General features: G+C 37.3%; 20 protein-coding genes and 1 pseudogene. 20 read left to right on the forward strand and 1 reads right to left on the reverse strand.

What is annotated here, in order from left to right; translation table 11 throughout:
• Positions 1–134: 134 nt before the first annotated feature.
• The gene (locus tag AB3219_RS08190) at positions 135–1,376 is read right to left on the reverse strand and encodes an ISL3 family transposase (RefSeq protein WP_063697918.1); all 1,242 of its coding nucleotides are present in this window, start codon (positions 1,374–1,376) and stop codon (positions 135–137) included.
• Positions 1,377–1,698: 322 nt separating this feature from the next.
• Here AB3219_RS08190 and rpsB point away from each other — a divergent pair, with 322 nt between their 5' ends.
• The 20 genes and pseudogenes from rpsB (at position 1,699) to hrcA (ending at position 26,041) form a co-directional block, all read left to right on the forward strand.
• Positions 1,699–2,517: a 30S ribosomal protein S2 gene (gene rpsB, locus AB3219_RS08195; RefSeq protein WP_057806176.1), complete on the forward strand. Its 819-nt coding sequence runs from the start codon at positions 1,699–1,701 to the stop codon at positions 2,515–2,517.
• A 97-nt stretch (positions 2,518–2,614) separates the two neighbouring features.
• Positions 2,615–3,493 carry a translation elongation factor Ts gene (tsf, locus tag AB3219_RS08200; protein WP_216754101.1) on the forward strand — a complete coding sequence of 293 codons (879 nt, stop codon included), beginning with the start codon at positions 2,615–2,617 and terminating at the stop codon, positions 3,491–3,493.
• Positions 3,494–3,655: 162 nt separating this feature from the next.
• Positions 3,656–4,378, forward strand: a complete 723-nt coding sequence (gene pyrH, locus AB3219_RS08205; protein WP_216754100.1) for a UMP kinase — start codon at positions 3,656–3,658, stop codon at positions 4,376–4,378.
• A 1-nt stretch (position 4,379) separates the two neighbouring features.
• Positions 4,380–4,940 (forward strand): ribosome recycling factor, encoded by a 561-nt coding sequence (gene frr / locus AB3219_RS08210; protein ID WP_216754099.1) that lies wholly within the window; start codon positions 4,380–4,382, stop codon positions 4,938–4,940.
• Between the two features lie 223 nt (positions 4,941–5,163).
• Positions 5,164–6,540 (forward strand): ISLre2 family transposase, encoded by a 1,377-nt coding sequence (locus tag AB3219_RS08215; RefSeq protein ID WP_367369396.1) that lies wholly within the window; start codon positions 5,164–5,166, stop codon positions 6,538–6,540.
• Positions 6,541–6,839: 299 nt separating this feature from the next.
• Positions 6,840–7,628 (forward strand): isoprenyl transferase, encoded by a 789-nt coding sequence (locus tag AB3219_RS08220; RefSeq protein WP_216754106.1) that lies wholly within the window; start codon positions 6,840–6,842, stop codon positions 7,626–7,628.
• A 13-nt stretch (positions 7,629–7,641) separates the two neighbouring features.
• Positions 7,642–8,427, forward strand: coding sequence for a phosphatidate cytidylyltransferase (locus tag AB3219_RS08225; RefSeq protein WP_057806161.1), 786 nt, complete (start codon positions 7,642–7,644; stop codon positions 8,425–8,427).
• 17 nt (positions 8,428–8,444) lie between these two features.
• Positions 8,445–9,713: an RIP metalloprotease RseP gene (gene rseP, locus AB3219_RS08230; RefSeq protein ID WP_367369397.1), complete on the forward strand. Its 1,269-nt coding sequence runs from the start codon at positions 8,445–8,447 to the stop codon at positions 9,711–9,713.
• A 20-nt stretch (positions 9,714–9,733) separates the two neighbouring features.
• A complete protein-coding gene (locus tag AB3219_RS08235) occupies positions 9,734–11,449 on the forward strand; it encodes a proline--tRNA ligase (RefSeq protein ID WP_216754097.1) in 1,716 nt (571 codons plus the stop codon).
• Positions 11,450–11,564: 115 nt separating this feature from the next.
• Positions 11,565–15,896 carry a PolC-type DNA polymerase III gene (locus AB3219_RS08240; RefSeq protein WP_260365430.1) on the forward strand — a complete coding sequence of 1,444 codons (4,332 nt, stop codon included), beginning with the start codon at positions 11,565–11,567 and terminating at the stop codon, positions 15,894–15,896.
• 120 nt (positions 15,897–16,016) lie between these two features.
• Positions 16,017–17,385: pseudogene (locus tag AB3219_RS08245) on the forward strand (ISLre2 family transposase).
• Positions 17,386–17,574: 189 nt separating this feature from the next.
• Positions 17,575–18,048, forward strand: coding sequence for a ribosome maturation factor RimP (gene rimP, locus AB3219_RS08250; protein WP_216754095.1), 474 nt, complete (start codon positions 17,575–17,577; stop codon positions 18,046–18,048).
• A 14-nt stretch (positions 18,049–18,062) separates the two neighbouring features.
• Positions 18,063–19,166 (forward strand): transcription termination factor NusA, encoded by a 1,104-nt coding sequence (gene nusA, locus AB3219_RS08255; protein WP_216762712.1) that lies wholly within the window; start codon positions 18,063–18,065, stop codon positions 19,164–19,166.
• Between the two features lie 25 nt (positions 19,167–19,191).
• The gene (locus tag AB3219_RS08260; protein ID WP_057806150.1) at positions 19,192–19,488 is read left to right on the forward strand and encodes an RNase P modulator RnpM; all 297 of its coding nucleotides are present in this window, start codon (positions 19,192–19,194) and stop codon (positions 19,486–19,488) included.
• On the forward strand, positions 19,481–19,795 hold the full coding sequence (locus AB3219_RS08265; protein ID WP_057806149.1) for a ribosomal L7Ae/L30e/S12e/Gadd45 family protein: 315 nt from the start codon (positions 19,481–19,483) through the stop codon (positions 19,793–19,795). The genes AB3219_RS08260 and AB3219_RS08265 overlap by 8 nt, the downstream gene beginning before the upstream one ends.
• A 4-nt stretch (positions 19,796–19,799) precedes the next feature.
• On the forward strand, positions 19,800–22,346 hold the full coding sequence (gene infB / locus AB3219_RS08270) for a translation initiation factor IF-2 (RefSeq protein ID WP_216754091.1): 2,547 nt from the start codon (positions 19,800–19,802) through the stop codon (positions 22,344–22,346).
• Between the two features lie 10 nt (positions 22,347–22,356).
• On the forward strand, positions 22,357–22,710 hold the full coding sequence (rbfA, locus tag AB3219_RS08275; protein WP_057806146.1) for a 30S ribosome-binding factor RbfA: 354 nt from the start codon (positions 22,357–22,359) through the stop codon (positions 22,708–22,710).
• A gap of 129 nt (positions 22,711–22,839) precedes the next feature.
• The gene (truB, locus tag AB3219_RS08280; RefSeq protein WP_216754090.1) at positions 22,840–23,757 is read left to right on the forward strand and encodes a tRNA pseudouridine(55) synthase TruB; all 918 of its coding nucleotides are present in this window, start codon (positions 22,840–22,842) and stop codon (positions 23,755–23,757) included.
• 14 nt (positions 23,758–23,771) lie between these two features.
• Positions 23,772–24,728 carry a riboflavin biosynthesis protein RibF gene (ribF, locus tag AB3219_RS08285; protein WP_367369398.1) on the forward strand — a complete coding sequence of 319 codons (957 nt, stop codon included), beginning with the start codon at positions 23,772–23,774 and terminating at the stop codon, positions 24,726–24,728.
• 266 nt (positions 24,729–24,994) lie between these two features.
• Positions 24,995–26,041, forward strand: a complete 1,047-nt coding sequence (gene hrcA / locus AB3219_RS08290; protein ID WP_216754105.1) for a heat-inducible transcriptional repressor HrcA — start codon at positions 24,995–24,997, stop codon at positions 26,039–26,041.
• The last annotated feature ends 9 nt before the right edge of the window (positions 26,042–26,050 follow it).

The following is a 26,050-nucleotide window of genomic DNA, read 5'->3' on the forward strand; positions in this document are numbered from 1 at the left end:
TTTGTGAAAACTCAGTTTAATGAAGGAAGTTTACGCGTCGATTGATGTGTAAACTTCCTTTTTATGGGTCTCTGTCAAATCGTATTGGTGGAGATTTTGAACGGCACATTCACTTCGGTGAATGTGCTTTTTGTTTACTCATGAATTAAACTAATCCGGATAAAGAAGTTGTCAATATTTCGAAAACCAAAACAGTTACGCTTTAATGCCTTGATTTTACGATTAAGTCCTTCAATTGGACCGTTGGAAAATGGATAACGACAACTGTTTAGAAGGGCTGAACCATTTTTGATAAACGTGTTGATCGTTATGTCCATTTGATTACTAGTGGGTTGGTAGTTAGTAAGTAAGGATTGGAACGCATTAGCATCCTTTTGGTGTATGGCACTTAAGATACCTTGATAGGTTTGATACACAGATCTAAATCTGGGAAAAGCGTCTAGAGCTAAATCAATGGCGTTTTGTTGCGTCATATACTCGTTAATTCCGCGTAAATAAACAGCCTTAGAATCATTAACTTTTATTTCATCAAGATGAAATAAACGCCATTGAGATTTTAAAATATGATAAATTCGTGAATGCTTATCTTGGATAGTACGAATGGTCTGCGTGCGTTCATTATCTAAGGCACGCCCAGCCAGTTGAATAATATGGAAACGATCGATAATCGTGGCCGCATTGGGAAATAAGCGATGAATGAAGCTGCCATATTCAGCATTCATGTCAATCGTCACTGATTGAACTTGGGCACGTTCTTGAACCGAAAAACGAGCTTCAAAGTAGTCAATGATATCTTTACTTAGCCGATCTTTTAAAGTAACAATTCGGCGATGACTAACGGCATCGCAACAATTAAAGGACATCCAGTGATTACAGGAACGAAATTCATCAAAGCAAAGATTCTCTGGGAGATGTTTAACACGATAGGCTAAGTGAATATTGGCATTTAGGATTCGTTGAACACTGCTTGGCGAAATTCCACAAAGTTTAGCAATTTCTTTACTCGTCAACATATCGCGTGCCAAAACGATCACTTGATGTTTGATATTATGTGTGAAAGTTTCGTTACGATTAACCAACTTAGTTTTAGCACCACAGGTTTTTGAACAATCTTTACATTGGTATCTTTGACGTTTTAAATGCATTTCGTAACGACCACCGGATAAGGTTCCTAAACGCAGGTGACTCATGTGAGTTCCGTTTTTAATTAAGCTTTTATGGCCACAATGTGGGCACTTTAAAAGTTGATAAGACAAAGTTGCATGGACGACATGAATACGTTGGTTTGTGGAACACCGTTCTTTAGAAATACCAGTGACAATTAAGTTTGGGTCTGTTATTTCGAATAAGCATAAGATAGAATTAGTTAGGGACATCTGAATTTCCTCTTTTCGATTTGTTTTGGCGATTAAATCGTAGCACAAAGAGGACAGATGTCCTTTTTTATTTTTCTGATTTTCAAAACAGACAAAAAACCGGTATTAGTTATTCACCAATACCAGAAAGTGTAGACCCTTTTTTATTGTGTTGATGTTAGCAAAATTGAAACTATTACTTGCGTTAAAAGCACATTTTCGGTATACTTATTGCTGGTGTTAAACCAAATTCACACTCAATTGGATGATTTGACTAGTGCTCATTGAGTTCTCAAATCAATTGAAAATTGGGAAGGAAAGAACTATTGGAGGTATTTTTATTATGGCAGTAATTTCTATGAAGCAATTGCTCGAAGCTGGTGTTCATTTTGGTCACCAAACACGTCGTTGGAATCCAAAGATGAAACCATACATCTTTACAGAACGTAACGGAATTTACATTATTGACTTACAAAAAACAGTCAAAATGATTGATTCTGCATACAATTTTGTGAAAAATATTGCAGCAGACAATGGTGTTGTTTTGTTTGTGGGAACAAAGAAACAAGCACAGACTGCAATTGAAGAAGAAGCTACACGTGCAGGACAATTCTACGTTAACCATCGTTGGTTAGGTGGAACTTTAACTAACTGGAACACAATTCAAACTCGTATCAAACGTCTTAAAGATCTTAAAAAGATGAATGAAGACGGTACTTTTGAACGTTTACCAAAGAAAGAAGTTTCTCTTTTAAACAAACAAAAGGACAAGTTGGAAAAGTTCTTGGGTGGTATTGAAGATATGCCTCACGTACCAGACGCTATTTTTATTGTTGATCCTCGTAAAGAGCAAATCGCAGTAAAAGAAGCTCGTAAGCTGAACATTCCGATCATTGCTATGGTAGATACAAACACAGACCCTGACCAAATTGACGTAATTATTCCATCAAATGACGATGCAATTCGTGCCGTTCGTTTGATTACTTCCAAAATGGCTGATGCTGTTATCGAAGGACGTCAAGGAGAAGATCAAGATGCTGCTCAACCAGCAGCTGAAAGTGCAGCACCTGCTAAAGAAAGTGCCGCAGCAAGTGACGTTTCAGCAGATTCTCTAGAAAATCTTAAAAAGACTGTTGAAGGCGGATCAGACTCTGCAAAATAGTTCATTATTAGGCTGTCGTAAGTCTCGACCTTTTTGGCCTGAGATTGAGATGGCCTTTTTACTGGAATTTTAGTATTTTTAAAAGGAGGCCATAATTATGGCAAGTATTTCTGCATCACAAGTTAAAGAATTACGTGACAAAATCGGTGTTGGGATGATGGACGCTAAAAAAGCGTTAGTCGCAACTGACGGTGATATGGACAAAGCAATCGATTTTCTTCGCGAAAAGGGAATTGCTAAGGCCGAAAAGAAGAGTGATCGTATCGCAGCTGAAGGCTTGGCTGACGTTGAAATTCATAACGACCAAGCTGCTATTGCTGAAGTAAACTCGGAAACTGATTTTGTTGCCTCTAATGATCAGTTCATTGATTTAGTAAAAGCTGTTACAGCACAACTTGCATTGAGTGCACCTGCATCTGTTGAAGATGCCTTAAAACTCGAAACTAGCAAAGGTACTATCAAAGATGATATTATCGAAACGACTCAAGTAACTGGTGAAAAAATTACTTTACGTCGTTTTGATGTAATTAAGAAATCTGAAAATGAACATTTTGGTGCCTATTTACACATGGGTGGTAAAATTGCTACATTAGTTGTTTTAGATGGTGCTGATGATGACACTGCAAAGGACATTGCAATGCATGTTGCTGCCATCAATCCAAAGTATGTTAATCGTGATCAAGTCCCTGCAGAAGTTTTGGATCATGAACGCGAAGTATTAACAAAGGAAGCCGAAGAAGAGGGCAAACCAGCTAAGATCATTGATAAGATGGTTGAAGGTCGCCTTAATAAGTTCTTGGCAGAAATTAGCTTGGATGATCAAGATTTTGTAAAAGATCCTGATCAGACTGTTGCTAAATATGTTGCTTCAAAGGGCGGAAAAGTTAAATCATTTATTCGTTATGAAGTTGGCGAAGGTATCGAAAAGAAATCTGCTAACTTTGCTGAAGAAGTTAAAAAAGAAATGGGTAAGTAAGTCGGTAAACGACGATTATTCAAAAACCTTGAGAGTGTTTTGTGAAAGCAAATCACTTTTTTTATTGTCCTGAAATTATCTGATCACTAAATTAGCGAATAGATGGCTCTTTAGGTTGGTTTTATGATAAACTAAAACGGAAGAAAACGAGGAGGAAACACCATGACAGAAGTTAAATATAAACGAGTAATCATGAAACTTAGTGGCGAGGCACTTGCGGGTGACAAAGGATCGGGCATTAATCCACCTGTTATTAAAACAGTCGCTCAAGAATTAAAGGATGTTCATGATATGGGTGTTCAAATCGCAATTGTTTGCGGTGGCGGTAACATGTGGCGTGGCGAAACTGGTGAACAAATGGGCATGGAACGTGTTCAGGCTGACTATATCGGTATGCTGGCAACTGTAATGAATGCTTTAGCGTTGCAAGATAGCTTGGAATCATTGGGTGTTCCAACTCGTGTTCAAACGGCAATTGAGATGCGTCAAATTGCTGAACCTTATATTCGTCGCAAGGCAGTTCGTCATTTAGAAAAGAATCGCATTGTGATCTTTGCCGCTGGTACTGGAAGTCCCTATTTCTCAACTGACACCACCGCTGCTTTACGAGGTGCCGAAATTAACGCCGATGCAATCCTAATGGCTAAAAATGGTGTTGATGGTATTTACTCTGCGGATCCAAATAAAGATTCTTCAGCAGTTAAGTATGAAGAATTAACACACATGGATATTATTGATAAGGGCCTTGATGTGATGGATACAACGGCTAGTTCTCTATCTATGGAAAATAATATTCCGTTAGTTGTTTTTAATTTAAATCAAGCTGGAAACATTAAAAAAGTTATTGAAGGTCAGAATATTGGAACTACAGTAAGGGGAAAATAATATGACAGAAAATGAAATTATAAAAAAAGCACAAGATAAAATGGTGAAGGCTGAACAAGCTTTAGAACGTGAACTCGGAAATATCAGGGCAGGCCGTGCTAATGCTAGTTTGCTAGATCGAATTAAAGTGGATTACTACGGAACACCAACGCCGGTTAATCAAATGGCTTCAATTAGTATTCCAGAGGCGCGCGTTATTATGGTTACACCTTATGATAAATCGGCTTTAAAGAATTTGGAACAGGCAATCTTAATGTCTGATCTTGGTATTAATCCATCAAATGATGGTAGTGCAATTCGATTAGTTATTCCACAATTAACTGAAGATCGTCGTAAGGAATTAGCTAAAGACGTTAAGGCTGAAGGTGAACGTGCAAAAGTTGCTGTTCGTAATGTTCGCCGGGATGCCATGGATGATTTGAAAAAGGGCGAAAAGGATAACACTTATACCGAAGATCAATTGCATGATTTGGAATCACAAACACAAAAAGTTACTGATACTGCAATTAAGGCAGTTGACAGTATCGTAGCCAATAAAGAAAAAGAAGTTTTGTCTGAGTAAACCTGCTCAAACAGACGGTTAACACAGAGAGCCTGACCATTTATCAGTGCTGTTTGTGTTTTTTCTTATTTAAATTAGAAAAATTAAATTGAAGAACTCCTAATTTTTTCTCGTTAGTGTAAAGTTTTAGTAGGAAAGTGAAAAAAAGCCTTTTCAAAACACGAGAAGACCGTTAATCTTCTAATTAGGTATAGCAGCCAAAAATTAGGAGGTAACGGTCTTCATGTCTCAGATTTTAACAGAAATCATGACAGTTTTAAAGGAAAGTAATAGTTTATTTAATGCGGAACAGGATTTAATGATTCGTTGCCAGGCATTGATTGCCACGGCTTTAGGCCAAGCATTAGAGGATTTAGATGATCTTTTAATTGGAGAAACAGAATATCGAGAAATTATTGGCAAACGACAACGAACGTTAAATTTTATGTGCGGAACAGTTACTTTTAGACGTCGTTTGGTTAGATTAAATGACAAAACCTATGTCTATCCTTTAGACCGGTACTTACAGTTAATTCCACGAAGTAGGTTTTCACCTTTGATGGTTGAAAAGGTCGCTAAGCTAGCTTCACATAGTGTTTTACGGACAACAGCCTTGGCTGTTAACCTTTTGACCCCACTTTCCATCAGTCATCAAAAGGTGGATCAACTTTATCAATCAGCAGGTGAACAATGTGAAAAACAACGTGAAGAGACTACATTAGTGAACATCGAAAAGAAACGACAAGTTCCTTATCTGTATTTGGAAGGCGATGCCTTTTGTGTGGCCTTAAAGGCTAAGCAACACCATAAAAATGTCCTTATTCATCGACTGCAACTAACGGAAGGTATTAGCCAAAATGGCCGACGACGTCAGACGTTAAACCGGCATGTATTTACGGGATTAAACCGGCAAGCGGTTTTTAATCAAGTACAAGATTATCTCGATCAGAATTATGATTTACGAGCAACTATAATGATTACCGGTAGCGATAATGGGAGTGGCTATGAACCATCCTGCTTTGATGAATTAGCGGTTGGGGCCAAAAAACATGAGCACTTTTTAGATCGTTATCACTTGAACCGAAAAATTCGTAGTCGATTAAGCAAGATGCCTAAGATTCTGCAAAGTAAACTATTTCAGGGTGTGCATAATTGGGATAATGATCAAGTTCAAATTGTCCTTGATACGTGTGAGTTTCAAGCCAATGATGCAGATAGTCTGGAAGCAATTCAACTTTTACGGAGTTACTTGAAACGTAACTGGAATTATTTAAAGCCAGCCAACAAGCGAAGCTTAGCTACCGAAACCGTGTGTTTAGGTGGCTGTGAAAGTAATCATCGACGCTTTACCTATCGGTTAAAACATCAAGGTCGCTCTTGGAGTAAAGCTGGATTGAAGGCGATGATTGCGGTGATTACCAGTGAAATTAACGGGCAATTAGAAACAGCAATGATAAAGATGACCAATACCTTGCCAATAAGCATCATGCCAGTTAAAGTGGCCGCTAGTTATTTTCTTAAACAGCCTTTTACACAACATCAAGGAATTAGGCACGGCAGTATTTCATTAGACGCAGCAACTAGCAGTGCTATGGGTAATTTGGTGAAGGCTATTTTATAGGATTTGAATAACAGGTGGAGTGGAGGCGTTGGTGAAAGAGTGTGTCGATGTCACTTAGCGATTTATCGCTTAGAGACATTGGGAGACTGGAGAGATCCACTTCTGGCCTGAAGGGCAAGAAGTTAGCTCGTAAGCGACCCACACGACCCCGCATCAACGCCGGAACGAAACAAAAAGTAGTTAAAAACATAAATAAAATCTAATTAGAAGCACTACCTACTAAAACTTGACACATACTTTTTTCTCTCAAAAATGTTAACTTTGAAAGAATTCTGCTAAAATAGATGTTATGCATGAATATGAGATGGAGTGATAAAGTGTTTTCTAAAAGTAATAAAGAAGATAAAAATACTATAGATACTACTCAAATTCTGAATGATAATATTCCTAAACACATTGCAATCATTATGGATGGTAATGGTAGATGGGCCCAGAAACGGCACTTGCCAAGGATTGCTGGTCATCGTGAAGGAATGAACACTGTAAAAAAAATAACGATTAGCGCTAGCAATTTGGGTGTGAAAGTACTAACATTGTATGCTTTCTCAACTGAAAATTGGAAGCGTCCGTCCGGAGAAGTTAGCTTTTTAATGCATTTACCGGGGGACTTTTTTGATACATTTGTACCTGATTTAATCAAGGCTAACGTAAAAGTGAAAGTAATGGGTTATATCGATCAATTGCCAGATTTTACACAAAAAGCAGTAAAAAAGGCAATTGCAGATACTGCCAAATGTACTGGCATGATATTAAACTTTGCTTTAAACTATGGTGGTCGTGCAGAGATTGTGACGGCCGTTCAAAAAATTGCTGAGAAAGTTAGTCAAAACGATTTAAAACCAGATGAAATCAGTGAAGAAACAGTTAATTCTTCCCTAATGACAGCTGATTTAAAACCATTTTCTGATCCTGATTTGTTGATTCGCACAAGTGGTGAAGAACGAATTTCCAATTTTCTTCTTTGGCAGATTGCCTATAGTGAATTAGTGTTTTCTGATCAGTTATGGCCGGACTTTTCTGACACGACATTAAAGGATTGTATTTATCAATATCAACAAAGAAATCGCCGATTTGGCGGTTTAAAATAAGGGAGTTTATAATATGAAACAACGTGTTACAACAGCAGTTATTGCTTTGATTATTTTTATTCCAGTTATTGTTTATGGTGGTTGGTTAATTGATATCGCTGGAATTGCACTTGGTTTGGTTGCTGTCAACGAAGTTTTGATGATGAAAAAGTTGCTCTTGGTTTCTCCTGAAGCAATTATTGCAGATATCGGTGTTTTTTCTTTAATCGCACCATTGAGCTGGTTTGGATGGTTACCTCCTCAAATTGACCGCGTGTTCATTTTCTTCTTGTGTGTCCTCGCATTGCTAATTAGAACAGTTATCAGTCGAAATCGCTTTTCTTTTAATGACGCTGGCGCCGTTACTTTGGCTATGATGTATATTGGCTTTGGTTTTAATTACTTTATTGCTGCTAGAAGTGTTGGCTTGTCAATGTTGTTATATATTCTCTTTGTGATCTGGTCAACTGATAGCGGTGCTTACATGATTGGTAAAAGATTAGGCAAACACAAACTGGCACCACACATCAGTCCCAATAAAACCTGGGAGGGCTCAATTGGTGGTACAGTTGTTGCCACAATTATAGGAACTATTTTCTTAAGCTTTTATCCTACTCAATACAATTTCTTTTTAATGATCTTATTAACATTAATCTTTTCTGTTACGGGTCAGTTTGGTGATTTAGTAGAGTCAGCATTGAAACGCTATTTTTCAGTAAAAGATTCTGGTAATATTCTCCCGGGACATGGCGGTATTTTAGATCGGTTTGACAGCATGTTACTGGTTTTACCGCTTGTACATCTATTTGGATTAATCTAATTAAGTGAGGTTTACCATTGATACAGACGATTATTACATTCATTATTGTATTTGGCATTTTAGTGATTGTTCATGAATTTGGTCACTTCTATTTTGCAAAAAAATCGGGAATCTTAGTTCGTGAGTTTTCAATTGGGATGGGACCTAAGATCTATTCTTATTCTAAAAATGCAACTACCTATACGTTAAGAATCTTACCGGTTGGTGGTTATGTGCGAATGGCCGGATTAGAAGATTCAGATGAAGAATTGAAACCCGGCATGCCAGTGAGTTTGATTACCGGTAAAAATGGAAAAATTGCAACGATCAATACAAGTCACGATACAACTTTATTAAATGGCATCCCGCTTGAAGTTACTAAAAGTGACTTAGAAAATGAGCTTTGGATAGAAGGCTATGAAAACGGTGATGAAGAAAGTCTGAAACGTTTTGAAGTAGATCACGATGCCTCTATCATTGAAAGCGATGGAACTAAGGTTAGAATTGCACCCAAAGATGTGCAATTCCAATCTGCTAAATTATGGCAACGAATTTTAACTAATTTTGCTGGGCCAATGAATAATTTTATTTTGGCCATCATTGTCTTTGTACTTGTGGGCATTTTACAAGGGGCAGTGCCAACTAATTCTAATCAGATTACAGTTATTTCTGATTCAGTGGCAGCAAAAGCTGGTTTAAAAACAAATGATCGCATTGTTTCGGTTGCTGGTCAGACTACAAAGTCCTGGTCAGATTTACAGAATACAATTTCTAGTCGTCCCAAACAAAAGACAAAAATTACGGTAAAACGGCATGGAAAGAAAGCAACTTACAATTTAACTCCCAAGTCAGTTAAGGGTAATGAAGGTCAAGTAGGACAAATTGGAATCGAAAGTTCAATGACTCGTAATTTAGGGGCTAGAATTATGTATGGGTTTACTGAAACCTGGAAACTAACCACAATGATTTTCACCCTTCTTGGACATATGGTTACGCATGGAATTAGTGTTAATGATTTTGGTGGACCAGTGGCCATTTATGCTCAAACCTCAGAAGCTGCCAAAATGGGATTCATTTCTGTGCTGACCATGTTAGCCTATTTATCATTAAATCTTGGAATTGTTAATTTGATTCCAATTCCAGCGCTTGATGGTGGAAAAATTCTGCTTAACTTTATTGAAGGCATTAGACGAAAACCTTTAAAGCCAGAAACGGAAGGTATCATTACGTTGATTGGCTTTGGTTTGTTAATGCTGTTAATGATTTTGGTTACTTGGAATGATATTCAACGGTATTTTTTTAAATAATAATTACTACGGAGGAAACTATGAAACAGTCAAAAATTTTGATTCCAACTTTAAAGGAAGTTCCAAATGATGCCGAAGCAAAAAGTCATCAAATGATGCTTCGTGCTGGCTATATTCGCCAGGTATCGGCAGGTATGTATGCGTATTTACCGTTAGCATTCCGAACAATTGAAAAGATCAAAAAAATTATTCGAACTGAAATGGAGAAAATTGATGCAGTTGAAATGTTAGTTCCAGCTGTATTACCTGCAGAATTATGGGAAAAATCAGGACGGCTAGAAACTTATGGTCTTGAATTATATAAATTTAAGAATCGCCATGATCGTGACTTTATTCTTGGCCCAACCCATGAAGAGACCTTTACAACTTTAATCCGTGATGAAATTAAATCATATAAAAAATTACCGCTCACACTTTACCAAATTCAGATGAAGTATCGGGACGAAGATCGTCCCCGTTATGGTTTACTTCGTGGACGTGAATTTTTAATGAAGGATGCCTATTCTTTCCATGCTGAAACAAAGAGTTTAGACAAAACCTTCCGTGATATGGAAAAAGCCTATCAAAATATTTTTGATGCTTGTGGCTTAAATTACCGTGAAATTGTTGGCGATGCTGGAGCAATGGGTGGCAACGATTCAAAAGAATTTTCTGCGATTGCTCCAGTTGGCGAAGATACAATTGCTTATTCAGAAGAAAGCGATTATGCAGCCAACTTAGAAATGGCAAGTAGCAAGTATGTTGATGATAAGCCAACAGATGAAAAACCATTGGAATTAGAAAAAATTGCAACACCAGATGCTAAAACTATTGATGCGGTTGCTGAGTTCTTAAATATCAGTACTAATAAGTTAATTAAGACGTTATTATATATTGCTGATGGGAAACCAGTGTTAGTCTTAACTCGAGGAAACGACCAGGTAAACGAGGTTAAGGTTAAAAACTTTTTGAAGGCTGATGAATTAGTTGCTGCCAATGATGACCAGGCTGAAGAATACTTAAATGCGGATTTTGGCTCTTTAGGACCAGTGAACGTAAATGCTAAAGATGTGACAATTTTGGCTGATTTCTATGTTAAAAACATGGTTAACTCCGTAGTTGGCGCTAATGAGAACGGATTTCATTATAAAAATGTGAATATCGATCGCGATTTAACTGTTAGTCATTTTGGCGATTTTCGAACAGTTCATGAGGGTGAACTGGCTCCTGATGGTAAAGGCAAATTACAGTTTACGAAGGGAATTGAAATTGGTCATATCTTCAAACTTGGAACACGGTATTCGGATGCATTAGGTGCAACAGTGTTAGATGAAAATGGACGTTCTAAATCTGTAATTATGGGTTGTTACGGAATTGGTGTAAGTCGTTTATTGTCTGCAATTGCGGAACAAAAGGCGGACGACAATGGTCTTGTTTGGCCAAAAAATATTGCCCCATTTGATGTACACGTGGTACCAGTTAATGCCAAAAACGATGAACAAATGGCTTTAGCCAATGAAATTGAAAAAACGATGACTGAAGCTGGCTACGAGGTTTTGGTTGATGATCGTAAAGAACGTGCTGGAGTGAAATTCGCTGATTCTGATTTAATTGGTATTCCAGTAAGAATTACAGTCGGTAAAAAATCATCAGAAGGAATCGTTGAAGTGAAATTACGTAAAACCGGTGAAACGTTGGAAGTCAAAATTGAAGAATTAAAAAATTCTGTTGACATTCTTCTAAAGGGTGAAAACTAAACGAGATTTTTAACAGATAGCTAAGAATAACGGCAAATTGATGGTGATTTTGTTTTCATATCAATTTGTCGTTATCTTCATGAATATTAATTTTTAAAGGGGAAGGAATTGTGTTTTGAGTTTAAATTCTAATGAACAGTTTAAAAAACTTCTCGAACAAATTGATTATCCAAATCAAGACGAATCAAGTTTTGAAAATGCTGAAATAAAAAAGGTCATTGTTCATCAAAAATCAAAGGTATGGGAATTCTCTTTCCAATTTCAGAATTGTTTACCATTTACAGTTTTTCAACAATTTAATAATCATCTCCAAATTGCCTTTAAGTCGATTGCGACAGTTGTATTTAATATCACAACTGAAAGTCCTGAACTGAATATTCATTTAATTGATAATTATTGGGAATGGATCGTGAAAAATAGTCATATTTCATCTCCACTCACTCAAGAATTATGTGGACATAATTTGCCCAGTTTGAATGATGGTCGAGTTTTATTTGCGGCTCAAAATGAAGTTGTTCAAAATTTCTTAACAACTACAGCGCTTGGCCCAATTGAAAGTACTTATCAGCAGTATGGATTTCCTGCCTTCTCGATTCATACAATTGTGGATGAGTCTGATTCGCAAAGCATGATTGAGGAACTCAAGGCAAAAAAAGCAAAAAGTGATGCAGAATTAGCTCAAAAGGCATCTCAGGCAATTCTTAAGCAAGATGAGAAACGCCAGAAAAAACAAGCAAGTGGTGTCCCTGATGGCGGACCAGTAAGAATTGGTAAACAGATTAATCCGGATGAACCCGTTACTCGTTTAGAGGACATCACTCAAGAAGAACGTTCAGTTGTTGTTGAAGGCTATATCTTCGATGCTGAAGTACGAACCCTGCGTTCGAAACGACAACTTTTAATCTTTAAAATTACGGATTATACATCATCAATTACGGTTAAGAAATTTTCAAAAAATGAAGGCGAAGAACAACTATTTTCTGCCATTCAAAAGGGCCTTTGGGTAAAAGTGCGTGGAACTGTTCAAGAGGATACCTTCATGCGTGACCTAACACTTAATGCTTATGATGTAATGGAAGTTAGTCATGCTAGTCGTCAAGATAAGGCTCCAGAAGGTAAGAAACGCGTGGAACTTCATTTACACACTAATATGAGTCAAATGGATGCCACGGACAATATTACTAATTATGTGAAACAAGCCGCTAAATGGGGCCAAAAAGCAATAGCTGTTACAGATCATGCTGGATTACAAGCCTTCCCGGAAGCTTATGCGGCAGGTAAGAAAAATGGTGTCAAAATTTTATACGGCGTTGAAGCTAACCTGGTAGATGATGGGGTTCCCATTGGTTACAATGATAAGAAGATTCCGTTAAAAGGGACAACCTATGTTGTGTTTGATGTGGAAACAACGGGTTTATCAGCTATTTATGATAAAGTGATTGAACTATCGGCTGTTAAAATGCAGGATGGAAATGTAATTGACCAATTTGAAGAATTTATTGATCCTGGATTTCCGTTATCTGAGTTAACAACTAATCTGACAAGTATTACAAATGAAATGGTGCGAGGTTCAAAATCTGAACAAGAAGTTTTTAGTCTGTTTAGAGAATTCTATGGAGACGCAATAATTGTTGGTCACAACGTTACGTTTGATATTGGATTCATGAATACCGGTTATGCTCGTTACAATATGCCACCCGTAACAAATCCAATTATTGATACGCTGACCTTGGCCCGCTTTTTGTACCCAACACTTAAAAGCTATCGACTAAACACTTTGGCAAAAAAGTTTGGTGTTAGTTTGGAACATCATCATCGTGCCATTTATGATGCTGAGTCAACAGGGCACCTTTGTCATTTATTTTTAAAAGACGCCGAAGACCGCTATCACATCAAATATCATAGTCAGTTGAATGATCATATGACAGAGAATGGTGCCTATAAACATGCCCGTCCTTCACATGCTGTGCTGCTTGCGACAACTCAGGCAGGTCTAAAAAATTTGTTTCGACTAGTATCTTTATCAAATGTAAAGTATTATTATCGGGTTCCAAGAATTCCTAAATCAGAATTATCGCGACTAAGGGATGGTCTTATTGTAGGATCGGCCTGCAGTAGTGGTGAAGTTTTCACGGCAATGATGCAAAAGGGTAAGGAAGAGGCTAAACAAAAGGCAAAATTTTACGATTATTTAGAAGTCATGGCCAAACCAGTTTATCAACCTGAAATTGAGCAGGGACTGATTCAGGATAATCGGCATTTAGAAGAAATTCTATCAAACATTGTGTCTCTTGGTGAAGAACTTAAAAAACCAGTTGTTGCTACTGGTGATGTTCATTATTTAAATCCTGAAGATTATATTTATCGAAAGATTTTAATTAATTCTCAGGGTGGTGCTAATCCACTGAATCGGTCTGTATTACCAGATGTTCATTTTCGAACAACCGATGAAATGCTTGAAGAGTTTGACTTCTTAGGTAAGAAGAAAGCAGAAGAAATTGTTGTAACTAATCCTGCTAAAATTGTTGCTCAAGTTGCTGAAATAAAACCAGTCAAAGATAAATTATATACACCGAAAATGCCCGGAGCCGAAAATAGAATCGAACAACTGACAATGGATAAAGCCCATGAACTTTATGGCGATCCATTACCACAAATTGTAAAAGAACGTTTGGATAAAGAACTGAAAAGTATCATTGGTAATGGATTCTCTGTGATTTATTTGATTGCACAACGTCTTGTACACAAAAGTAATAAGGATGGTTATTTAGTTGGTTCACGAGGGTCTGTTGGTTCTAGTTTGGTGGCAACGATGTCTGGAATTACAGAAGTTAATCCATTAGCTCCACATTATCGGTGTCCAAATTGTCAGTATACTGAGTTTTTCACAAAGGGTGAATATGGTTCTGGCTTTGATTTACCTGATAAAAACTGTCCGAAATGTGGAACACCACTCATCGGCGATGGACAAGATATTCCCTTCGAAACATTTCTGGGATTTAAAGGAGATAAGGTTCCAGATATTGATTTGAACTTTTCGGGAGATTATCAGCCAATTGCCCATAACTATATGCAGGTTTTGTTCGGTAAGAAAAATGTTTTCCGTGCGGGAACTATCGGTACTGTGGCGGACAAAACTGCTTATGGGTATGTTAAGGCGTACGAAAGAGATTCTGGTAAGTCTTTTCGTAATGCAGAAATTGATCGTTTGGCGAAGGGGGCCACTGGTGTTAAACGAACCACTGGACAACATCCTGCCGGAATTTTAATTGTGCCAGACTATATGGATATTTATGATTTCACACCAATTCAATATCCAGCTGATGACCAGACGGCAGCTTGGGAAACAACTCATTTTGATTTTCATTCCATTCATGACAATATTTTAAAAATGGATATTTTGGGTCATGATGATCCAACCATGATTCGTGCTTTACAAGATTTATCAGGAATCGATCCTAAAACTATTCCAACCGATGATCCGGGGGTCATGAAATTATTTTCTGGTCCAGAAATTTTAGGCGTTACGCCAGAACAAATTCAGTCCAAAACAGGTACTTTTGGCGTTCCTGAATTCGGTACTCGTTTTGTTCGAGGAATGTTGGAAGAAACACATCCAACAACCTATGCCGAATTGTTACAAATTTCGGGACTCTCTCATGGAACTGACGTGTGGTTAGGTAATGCCGAGGAGTTGATCAAGGCAGGAACGGCAACTCTGAAAGATGTGATTGGGTGTCGTGATAATATCATGACCGATTTGATTCATTACGGGATGGATTCACAGACCTCCTTCCAGATTATGGAGAGTGTTCGTCATGGCCGTGGAATTCCTGATGGTGATGAAGAGAAAATGAAGAAATCAAATGTACCTGACTGGTATATTGATTCTTGTGGCAAGATTAAGTATATGTTTCCGCGAGCACATGCATCCGCTTATGTTTTAATGGCGTTACGGATTGCTTATTTTAAAGTTTACTTTCCAATTTTATATTACAGTGCCTACTTTAGTGTTCGGGCTGATGATTTTGATTTAGTAGCCATGTCACACGGAAAAGACGCTGTTAAAAATGCGATGAAAGAAATTAATGATAAAGGTATGGATGCATCTACCAAAGAAAAGAATCTTTTGACTGTTTTGGAATTAGCAAATGAAATGATTGAACGCGGATATACATTCAAAATGGTAGATGTTAACAAATCTGACGCTTCTCAGTGGCTAATTGATGGCAATGCTTTGTTAGCGCCGTTTAATGCCGTACCTGGGTTAGGTTTAAATGTGGCTAAGCAAATTGTGGCTGCACGAGAGGATAAACCTTTCTTGTCCAAAGAAGATCTTTCTAAACGTGGAAAAGTATCCAAGACTTTAATTGATTTTATGACAGAAAATGGTGTTTTATCAGAATTACCTGATGAAAACCAGTTATCATTGTTTGACATGTGTTAGTGTAAGGTTTTCCTAGATGGTCAATAAAATTCTAGGAATATTCATTTTGAGTTGAATATATAGAAAAAGACCTGTAGCCTTTTAATCGACGAAGATTAAAGGAAAGGATACAGGTCTTTCATGTATATTTTAGCAGATTTTATTGAATCATTGGGAAATTTAGACAGTTTATTTGATTTAGAGGAGCAGGTAATTCTTCATCTTAGGAAGTCATTCCAGCTGGTTGTAGCTGAATATCTGAGGCAATTAGATGAAACGCTCGTTCCATCAATTCCGGCGGAAAATACATTCATTAATCGACAGGCTAGAACAATTGAGTTTATGTTTGGGGCCGTTAATTTTGAAAGAAGATGTTATCTTCGACCAAATGGAAGCTATTACTTCCCGTTGGATGAACAGCTTCAGTTGGAAGAAAGAAAAAGAATTTCACCTTATTTTAAAAGTGTCGTTGCCAAAATTGGGCAAACGACAACGATGAGAAATACGGCAGCGATGATCAATCTGGCCAGTCAGACGGATATTAGTGCTTGGTCAGTAGACCGAATTATCAGAGACATGGCAGATACCGTGAAGACAGAAGAAAAATCGTCCGAAAAGAAAATAGTTAAGAGACGAAAAGTTGAGAACTTAGTGGTTGAAGGCGATGCCTTTGAGATACACAAAATTAATCGACGAAGACAGGACGTCCACCATTACATTGTTTTTGAATCAGGTTTAGATGGAACAAGATCAAACAAAGTTGAATTCGTTGGTATCAATCAAAAAAAGGTTCAAAAACGAGTAACTGACTACATTGAGAAGTATTATAGAATCAGTGAAATGACCGTGTTTACAGCAAGTGATGGTGGCCCAGGGTATAATCCGGAAAGTATGCGAGAAATAGTTCCGAGTGCTCAAAGAGTTGAATTTACTATCGATCGGTATCACTTTGTCAAAAAGATTAAACAAACCTTTGGTTTATTTAATCCATTGGTTGAAAAAGGCCGTTAAGAGCGTTAGCTTGTATGATCAGAATCAGTTAAACGTTATTTTAGATACGTTTGAGTCGCAAATTAAAACTGATAAGGAGCTTGAGAGCCTAAGAACCCTAAGGCAATATTTGGCAAGAAATTGGCAGTTTATAAAGTCTCCACACGATCGTGGCTTCATGAAGATCGGCAAATTAGGATCCATTGAAAGCTCCCACAGAGCGTATACGTATCGGATGAAAAAGCAAGGTAAAGTATGGTCCGAAAAAGGCCTTGAAGCTATGTTGAAATTAATTGAAGCTCGGGTAAACGGTAAGCTGAATAAATACTTACGTGGTGGTTTAAGAAAGTTACAAGAGATAAGGATGGAGATAGCGACGGAACCATTGAAGACGTTGAGTTCAGCCCAGCTGAGCAGCAAGCACCATTCTAAGCATATTGGCGTTCTTGCAGGTAAAATACCAGTTGATGCCCCAACAAGTAGCCCCATCGGAGCAATAGCAAAAATATTTTCAAACTAAGAATTATGTATAAATATTTGGTTGATTATAAGGTACCTAGGAAAACTTGACACATACTGACATGTAGTTAATTTGTACAGTATTAAGGTATATGTTATACTAATAATGAATCTAATTGTGGCAAGTGAGTGAGCAGAAAATGCTCACTCTTTTTCTTGAAAATATTTGAATTTTATTGGAGGTTTAAGTTTGGCGAGTGTTGTAGAAACAGTACAAAAGGAAGTAGAACCGCTTATTGAATCTCACCAGTTTGATTTGGTGGATATCGAATTCGTAAAAGAAGGCAAGAGTTGGTACCTTCGTGTTTATATTGACAAACCAGGTGGGATTACAATTGAAGATTGCGCTGAGGTGAGCGACCAAATTAGTGAAAAGCTGGATAGTTTGGAACCAGATCCATTTCCTCAGGCATATTTTCTTGAAGTTTCATCTCCCGGCGCCGAACGACCAATAAAAACTTCTAATGACTGGCAACGAGCTGTGGGACAATACATTCACATATCCTTGTATGCACCAATTGATGGTCATAAAGTCTTTGAGGGTACACTGGACGAATATTCAAAAACAACAATACAACTGACTTACATGGAAAAAACAAGAAAAATAAGTAAACAATTTGAACTTAAACAGATTGGATTTGCGCGCTTCGCAATCAAATTTTAAAAGGAGAATTTAAAATGAGTAAAGAAATGATCAATGCCCTCAACACTTTAGAAGAGGAGAAGGGGATTAAAAAGGAAGTTGTTATTGATGCCCTGGAGGCCGCACTGGTTTCAGCTTATAAACGAAACTACGGTCAAGCGCAAAATGTGGATGTTGAGTTTGATGATAAAAAAGGCGACATTCATGTTTATGCGGTTAAAGAAGTTGTTGAAGAGGTTTTAGATGATCAACAACAAGTAAGCCTTAGTGATGCTTTGAATATCAATAAAGCTTATGAATTAGGCGATCATATTAAGTTTGAGGTAACACCAAAAAACTTTGGGCGAATTGCTGCACAAACTGCAAAACAGGTCATTTTACAACGGGTACGCGAAGCAGAACGAGAAATTATTTATAACAAATATAGTGAATATGAAAACGAAATTATGACTGGAGAAGTTGCCCGTCGCGATAATCGTTTTGTCTATGTAGATCTTGGCGGTGTTGAAGCTGTCATGTCAAAACAAGACCAGATTCCAACTGAAAGATATGAACCACATGATCATATCAAGGTTTATGTGACTAAGGTTGAAAATAGTGGTAAAGGTGCACAAGTATTTGTTAGTCGAAGTACACCAGACTTGTTAAAACGTTTGTTTGAACAGGAAGTACCTGAGATTTTTGATGGTACGGTTGAAATTGTTTCAGTTGCACGAGAAGCTGGTGATCGAGCTAAAGTAGCTGTTCGTTCAAATGATCCAGATATTGATGCAGTGGGAACCTGTGTAGGACCTAGAGGACAACGAGTTCAAACAATTGTTAATGAACTAAATGGTGAAAATATGGATATTGTTGAGTGGGAAGATGATCCTGCAAAATATATTTCTAATGCTTTAAATCCTGCTGAAGTTGTTGATGTTTTGTTTGACGAAGAAAACGAACGAACTTGCATGGTTATTGTTCCAGATTATCAGCTTTCATTAGCAATTGGTAAACGTGGTCAAAATGCACGCTTAGCAGCAAAATTAACTGGCTACAAGATTGATATTAAATCAGAAACAGATGCAAAAGATTTAGTTGAACAACCAAATGAAGAAGACACCACAGATTCAGATTCAAAAACAGACGACAACGAATAACATTTGACTAGGAGGCTCGATAACGATGAAAAAAAGAAAAATTCCGTTACGTAAAGATATTGTGACGGGTGAGATGTTCCCAAAAAGAGAACTAGTTCGAGTTGTTAAAAATAAAGAAAATGAAGTTTCACTTGATCCAACCGGTAAAAAGCCTGGTCGTGGGGCTTATATCGGATTAGATGTTAAAATTGCTAAAAAAGCAAAAGATGAAAGAACTTTTGATAAGACATTTAAAATTAAAGTTGCCGATGAGTTTTATGATGAGTTGATTGCTTATGTTGACCATCAGCAAGCTCGGAAGGAATTGTTCAAAGATGAATGATAACGATCGTTTTTCCAATTTACTTGGGTTGGCACGAAGAGCAGGAAAATTGATTTCTGGGGAACAACAAGTGTTACAATCAATTCGAAGCCAAAAAGCTAAATTGATCGTTATCAGCACTGATTTGGGTGCTGCTACACGGAAAAAAATTTCTGATAAATGTACAACTTATCAAGTCCCTTTATTAGCCTTTATGAATCGTGAAATGCTTAGTCAAGCAATTGGACAATCAAGATCTGCTGTAGCTATTGAGGATCAAGGATTTGCTAAAGCCTTATTGAAATTAAATATTGAAGAAGGAGCGTGAAGATATGGGGAAAAAACGCATATATGAATTAGCTAAGGAAATTAATGTGTCCAGTAAGGACATAATTGCTAAGGCTAAAGAGTCTGGGTTTGATGTTAAAAACCACATGTCTACCCTTGGAGAGAATGAAGAACGCCAAATTCGCCAATCATTCGCTACTAAAAATAACCAAAAATCTGAAACACCAAAGAAGAAACCAACATTATACCGTTCTGCTAAAACTGGTAAAACAGTTGTTGAACGTACAGCTGGTAAAAAACAGGAGACTAGTGTGCAGCGTAAATCAACTCAAACAACACAAAAAACTCAGGGTACTAAACCTGTAAATAATAACCATAAACCAACTGCTCAGACACATACGACTGGACAGACGAATTCAAATTCTAATCGATCACAACGATCTGGTCAGAATACTTCAACAAGTCGAAATCAAAATCATTCGACTCAGAACCAAACTCGAAATAACACAAGATCTGCACAGAACAATGCTCAAAACCATAGTTCTCAAAAGTCACGAACATCACAAAACAATTCGTCAAATGGTGGTAATCGTTCAACTAGTTCTAATCGAACAAATACCAACACGACTAGTCGACAAAATAATAGCACGCAAAATTCGTCTACGTCGAGAGATGGTCGTCGAAATAATTCACAGGGAAACCGTAATTCAAGTTTTGGTCGCAATAACAACCGTTACAACAACCGAAACCGGTATAACAAAAAGAGTAAGAAAAATGGGCGTTTGCGTCAAGTAAGTAATAAACCAGCACCAACTAGAAAGAGTAAGCCATTACCAGAAGTCTTTGAATATAATGATGGGACTAATGTAGCTGAAATTGCTAAAAAGATTCATCGAGAACCAGCAGAAATTATCAAAAAATTATTTATGTTGGGCGTGATGGTTAATCAAAACCAAACTTTGGATAAGGATACTATCGAAATTTTGGCAGCTGACTATGGCATTAAGGCTGAGGAGAAACAGGAAGTAAATGTTTCTGACATTGATAAGATGTTTGAAGAAGAAGCTAAAAATACCGATCATCTTGAAAGTCGTCCTCCAGTTGTTACAATTATGGGACACGTTGATCATGGTAAAACGACCTTGCTAGATAAGCTACGCCACAGTCATATTACGGCAGGTGAAGCTGGAGGAATTACTCAAGCAATCGGAGCTTATCAGTTAAAGCATGATGGCAAATTAATTACTTTCTTGGATACACCAGGACATGCGGCATTTACAGAGATGCGGGCTCGTGGTGCTGATATTACTGATATTACAATTTTAGTTGTTGCTGCTGATGATGGTGTGATGCCACAAACAATTGAAGCTATTAACCATGCTAAGGCCGCTAATGTGCCAATTATTGTAGCGGTTAACAAGATTGATAAACCGGGTGCCAATCCCAAACATGTTATGGAACAATTAACCGAATATGGGTTAGTTTCAGAAGATTGGGGTGGTGACACCATCTTCGTTGAAATTTCAGCTAAATTTGGCAAGAATTTGGACGAATTATTAGACATGATTTTACTTCAAGCAGAAGTTATGGAGTTGAAGGCAAATCCAGATCAAAATGGTGCTGGCTCCGTAATTGAAGCAAGTCTTGATCCAGGTAAGGGTTCAATCGCAACAGTCTTAGTTCAACAAGGCACTATGCGTGTTGGTGATCCAATTGTAGTTGGTAGTACGTTTGGTCGTGTTCGAACAATGACAAATGAGCTAGGTCGGCGTGTAAAAGAGGCCACACCATCGACACCGGTTGAAATTACTGGTTTGAATGATGTTCCTGAAGCTGGTGATCGTTTTGTTATCTTTGATGATGAAAAATCGGCTCGTGCTGCTGGTGAGGAACGTGCTAAGGAAGCCTTAATGGAAGAACGTCGAGCAAATAATCATGTAACACTAGACAACTTATTCGATTCTCTTAAAGAAGGAGAGATGAAAGAAGTTGATTTGATTATTAAAGCTGATGTTCAAGGATCAGTTGAAGCTTTATCTGGCAGTCTTAAGAAAATTGATGTTAAAGGTGTTCGGGTTAACATCATTCATACGGCTGTTGGTGCTATCAATGAAAGTGATGTTGCGTTAGCAGAAGCAAGCAATGCGATCATTATTGGTTTTAACGTTCGCCCTACAAATCAGGCCAAACAATTAGCTGACTCATCAAATGTAGATATTCGTTTACATCGAGTTATTTATAACGCTATCGATGAAGTTGAATCTGCTATGAAAGGGATGCTTGAACCAACATATAAAGAAGAAATCACAGGTCAAGTCGAAGTTCGTCAGATCTACAAAGTTTCACATGTTGGTACCGTTGTTGGTGGCTATGTAACTGAAGGCTACATTCAAAAAGATAGTGGCGTTCGTTTAATTCGTGATAGTGTGGTCATTTATGAAGGTAAATTGGCTAGTTTGAAGCGCTTCAAAGATGATGTTAAACAGGTTAAACAAGGATATGAATTAGGTCTTACAATTGATGGCTACAATGATATCAAGGTTGACGATGTCATTGAGGCTTATATCATGAAAGAGGTTCCTGTAGAATAGGAGGATCCAAATGGCAAGATTATATCGAGCTGATCGTCTTGGTCAGGAAATTGAAAAAGAAATTAGTGATATTATTCGTAAACGAGTTCGTGATCCACGTGTGCAAGGCATTACAATTACCGGTGTTAATGTGACGGGAGACTTACAACAGGCAACTGTTTACTATAGTATTCTGTCAGATAAGGCTTCCGATGGTGAAAGAGTTGCAACTGGATTGCAAAAAGCAAAGGGACTTATTCGTAGTGAGTTAGGTTCACGCCTTTCAATCTATAAAACACCTGAGCTGATTTTTGAACGGGATGCTTCAGTTCAATATGGTGATCGAATTGATCAATTAATTAATAAGCTCAATTCAAAAGAATAATATGCTATTTAATAAATACGCAAAAGAATGGTCTGGAATTTAACGGCCATTCTTTTTTAATATCAAAATTCAATGAATATCGCGATCCTATGCTATAATTTAAAGCAGAAAATGTGGAGGTTGTTTTAAATGGACGGTATAATTCCTTTGTATAAACCACGTGGAATGACAAGTTTCGATTGCGTTGCCAAAATGCGTGGTATTTTACATCAAAAGAAGATTGGTCATAGTGGTACTCTAGATCCCAACGTGGACGGTGTTTTACCGATTTGTGTTGGTAAGGCGACTAAAGTTGTAAATTATTTAATGACCTCAGGAAAAGTTTATATGGGCTCGATAACTTTTGGTTTTTCCACGACGACGGAAGATTTGGATGGTGAAGTGGTTAAAAAAAAGTTTCTCAAAGAACCTCTCACTGACGATCAGATTGATCAGGCCATGGCAGAACTAACTGGTGAAATTATTCAAATTCCACCGATTTACTCGGCCATCAAAGTTAACGGAAAAAAACTATATGAGTATGCCCGTCAAGGAATTGATGTTAAGCGACCTGAACGCAAAATAACTGTTCAAACGTTTAAACGTCAGGGAAAATCCATTTTTAATTCAACTGACGGAACTCAAACGGTCAATTTTGAGGTGCAATGTAGTAAAGGAACTTATGTACGCACGCTCGCGGTTGATGTTGGGAAGTACTTAGGCATTCCTGCAGTAATGTCAAAATTAACTAGGGTTAAAAGTGGTGGATTTAAGCTGTCTGAAACAGTTACTTTCGCTCAATTGGAACTAGCGGTTAAACACGAAAATGTTGCCACATTGATGTATCCACTTGATTACGCATTAAAAATGTATCCTCATTTTTCTTTGAATGAGGATTTAAATCGGCGCGTTCAAAATGGGGCGATTCTGCAACGCAGTAACTTTAAGCAACCAAAAAATGCAGCACCTGTACTGGTACTAACTTTTGAAAATCAAGTACAGGCCTTATATCAATATGATGAACAACGAGTAGCTTATCGGCCATTGACAATGTTATTAGTGAATTAGAATAGGAGAATTTTATGAGAATTATTTATTTACATCATCCATATAAGACTCAACAGATTCCCCAAACAGAGGTTGTTTTAGCAATGGGATTTTTTGGTGGTGTTCATCTTGGTCATCAAGCAGTAATTAAAAAAGCACGAGCAGAGGCAACTAAACGTAAAATGCCTTTGGCAGCAATGACATTTGATCATCATCCATCAGTCGTATTTCCTAAACCGGGTTTAAATGGTCTGCATTATTTATCTTCTGTAAAACGCAAAGCAGAACTGATGGAAGATTTTGGGGTTGATATCTTATATGTGGTCAGTTTTACCTCATCTTTGGCACATTTGAAACCACAGGAATTTGTTGATCAATATATGGTTGCACTTCATGCTAAGGTAATTGTAGCGGGATTTGATTATACTTATGGGCCACGTGAAATTGCCGATATGGCTCATTTACCAAGTTATTCGAAGAATCATTTTGATATAATTACAGTGAATGAATTTCTGCTTGATGGTCAAAAGGTGAGTTCTACGCGAATTCGTAATGATTTGGAAAAAAGTAATGTAGATCATGCTAATAAGTTTTTGGGCTATGTTTATCAAACTAGTGGATTAGTAGTTCATGGTGAAGCACGTGGACGAACCCTTGGTTTTCCGACGGCCAACGTTTTATCCGATCCATGGGTGAGAATACCGGGAATTGGTATTTATGCTGTACAACTTAAAGTAAGCACTAAATGGTGGCCCGCAATGGCATCTGTTGGTCGAAATGTGACATTTGGAGAAAATCGACCAATTACCTTAGAAATAAATATTTTTGATTTTGATCAAGAAATTTATGGTGAACAGGTTTCCGTGAAATGGTATCACTATGTTCGTGGAGAAATAAAATTTGCCAATGCTGCAGAATTAGTTGAACAATTGAAAATGGATGAAAAAAATATTCGGAAATATTTTGCGAATTTAAATAAAAAGCGTAACTAGCGGTAACTGTCAAATGAGTAAAAACTTATTATTTTAACAAAATAGGTAGTTCATACCAATTGCATACCAAAATTTTAAGAAAGTTAACTAGTCCGAGTAACTGGTTAATGAATAGAAACGTTGAATTAATAAGCTTTTCAACACATTGATTTAAAAATAATTTGATTAATGTCAAAAAATGTTTGACTAATGTTGACATTTGAATCTACATTTGTTATCTTTAATAGTGTCTTAGCACTCCAATGTGCTAAGTGCTAAAAGAGGTGATGGTTTTGCTGACAGATAGAGAATTGCTGATTTTAAAAGCAATTGTTCAAATCTATACGAGTGATGGTCAACCTGTGGGTTCAAAGGCACTAGTTAGCCAATTACCAATTCATGTGAGTTCTGCGACAATTCGTAATGAGATGGCAACGTTGGAAGAGATGGGGCTATTGAAGAAGACGCATTCTTCATCCGGTCGAATTCCGTCAATTCAAGGTTATCGTTATTATGTTGATCATTTGCTAAAACCTGATAAAGTTCAGTCGAGTGATTTACGGCAAATCCGTTCATCGTTCAATCATCAGTTTCAAGAAATTGATGATATTGTTGCTGAATCGGCAAATATGCTTTCAAAGTTAACTAGCTACACTGCTTTTACTGTGAAGCCAGAACTGAAAGATGCCAAACTTGAAGGCTTTCGATTAGTACCTCTTGGAAATCATCGGGTTATGGCAATTCTGGTGACTGATAATGGAGATGTGCAAAATAAAACTTTTAAAGTGCCAACAAATGTCGATCCAGAGGCTTTAGAGTCTGTTATTCGAGTCATTAATGACGAATTAGTTGGTTTAAAGTTATCAGAGGTTTTCCAAAGATTAGCAACAGATATTCCGATTCAAATCGGTAAATATATCGAAACGCCAGAAGGATTCTTGGATATTTTTGAGGATGTTTTGAAAAAATCGGCAACTGAAAGATTTTTCGTTGGTGGTCGCTTAAATTTATTAGATTTTTCCAAACAGCATGATTTAGGATCGATCCGTTCATTGTATAGTTTGATGAGTCGTTCGACCGATCTCGCAAATGTTTTAGGATCTCCTGATCAAAATATTCAGGTTCAAATTGGTAATGAAATTACTAATAATCTTTTAAAAAACTATAGTTTGATCACAGCAACTTATGATGTTGATCAACACGGCAAGGGTGTTATTGCAATATTAGGTCCGACAAGTATGCCTTATTCAAAAATGATTGGATTAGTTGGTGCCTTTCGAACTGAATTAGCAAGACGCTTGATAGATTATTACCACGATATTGATGATAGTTGAGAGGTGTGA

The sequence above is a fragment of the Pediococcus ethanolidurans genome (assembly GCF_964062635.1).
In the GTDB taxonomy this organism is placed as follows: Bacteria; Bacillota; Bacilli; order Lactobacillales; family Lactobacillaceae; genus Pediococcus; species Pediococcus ethanolidurans.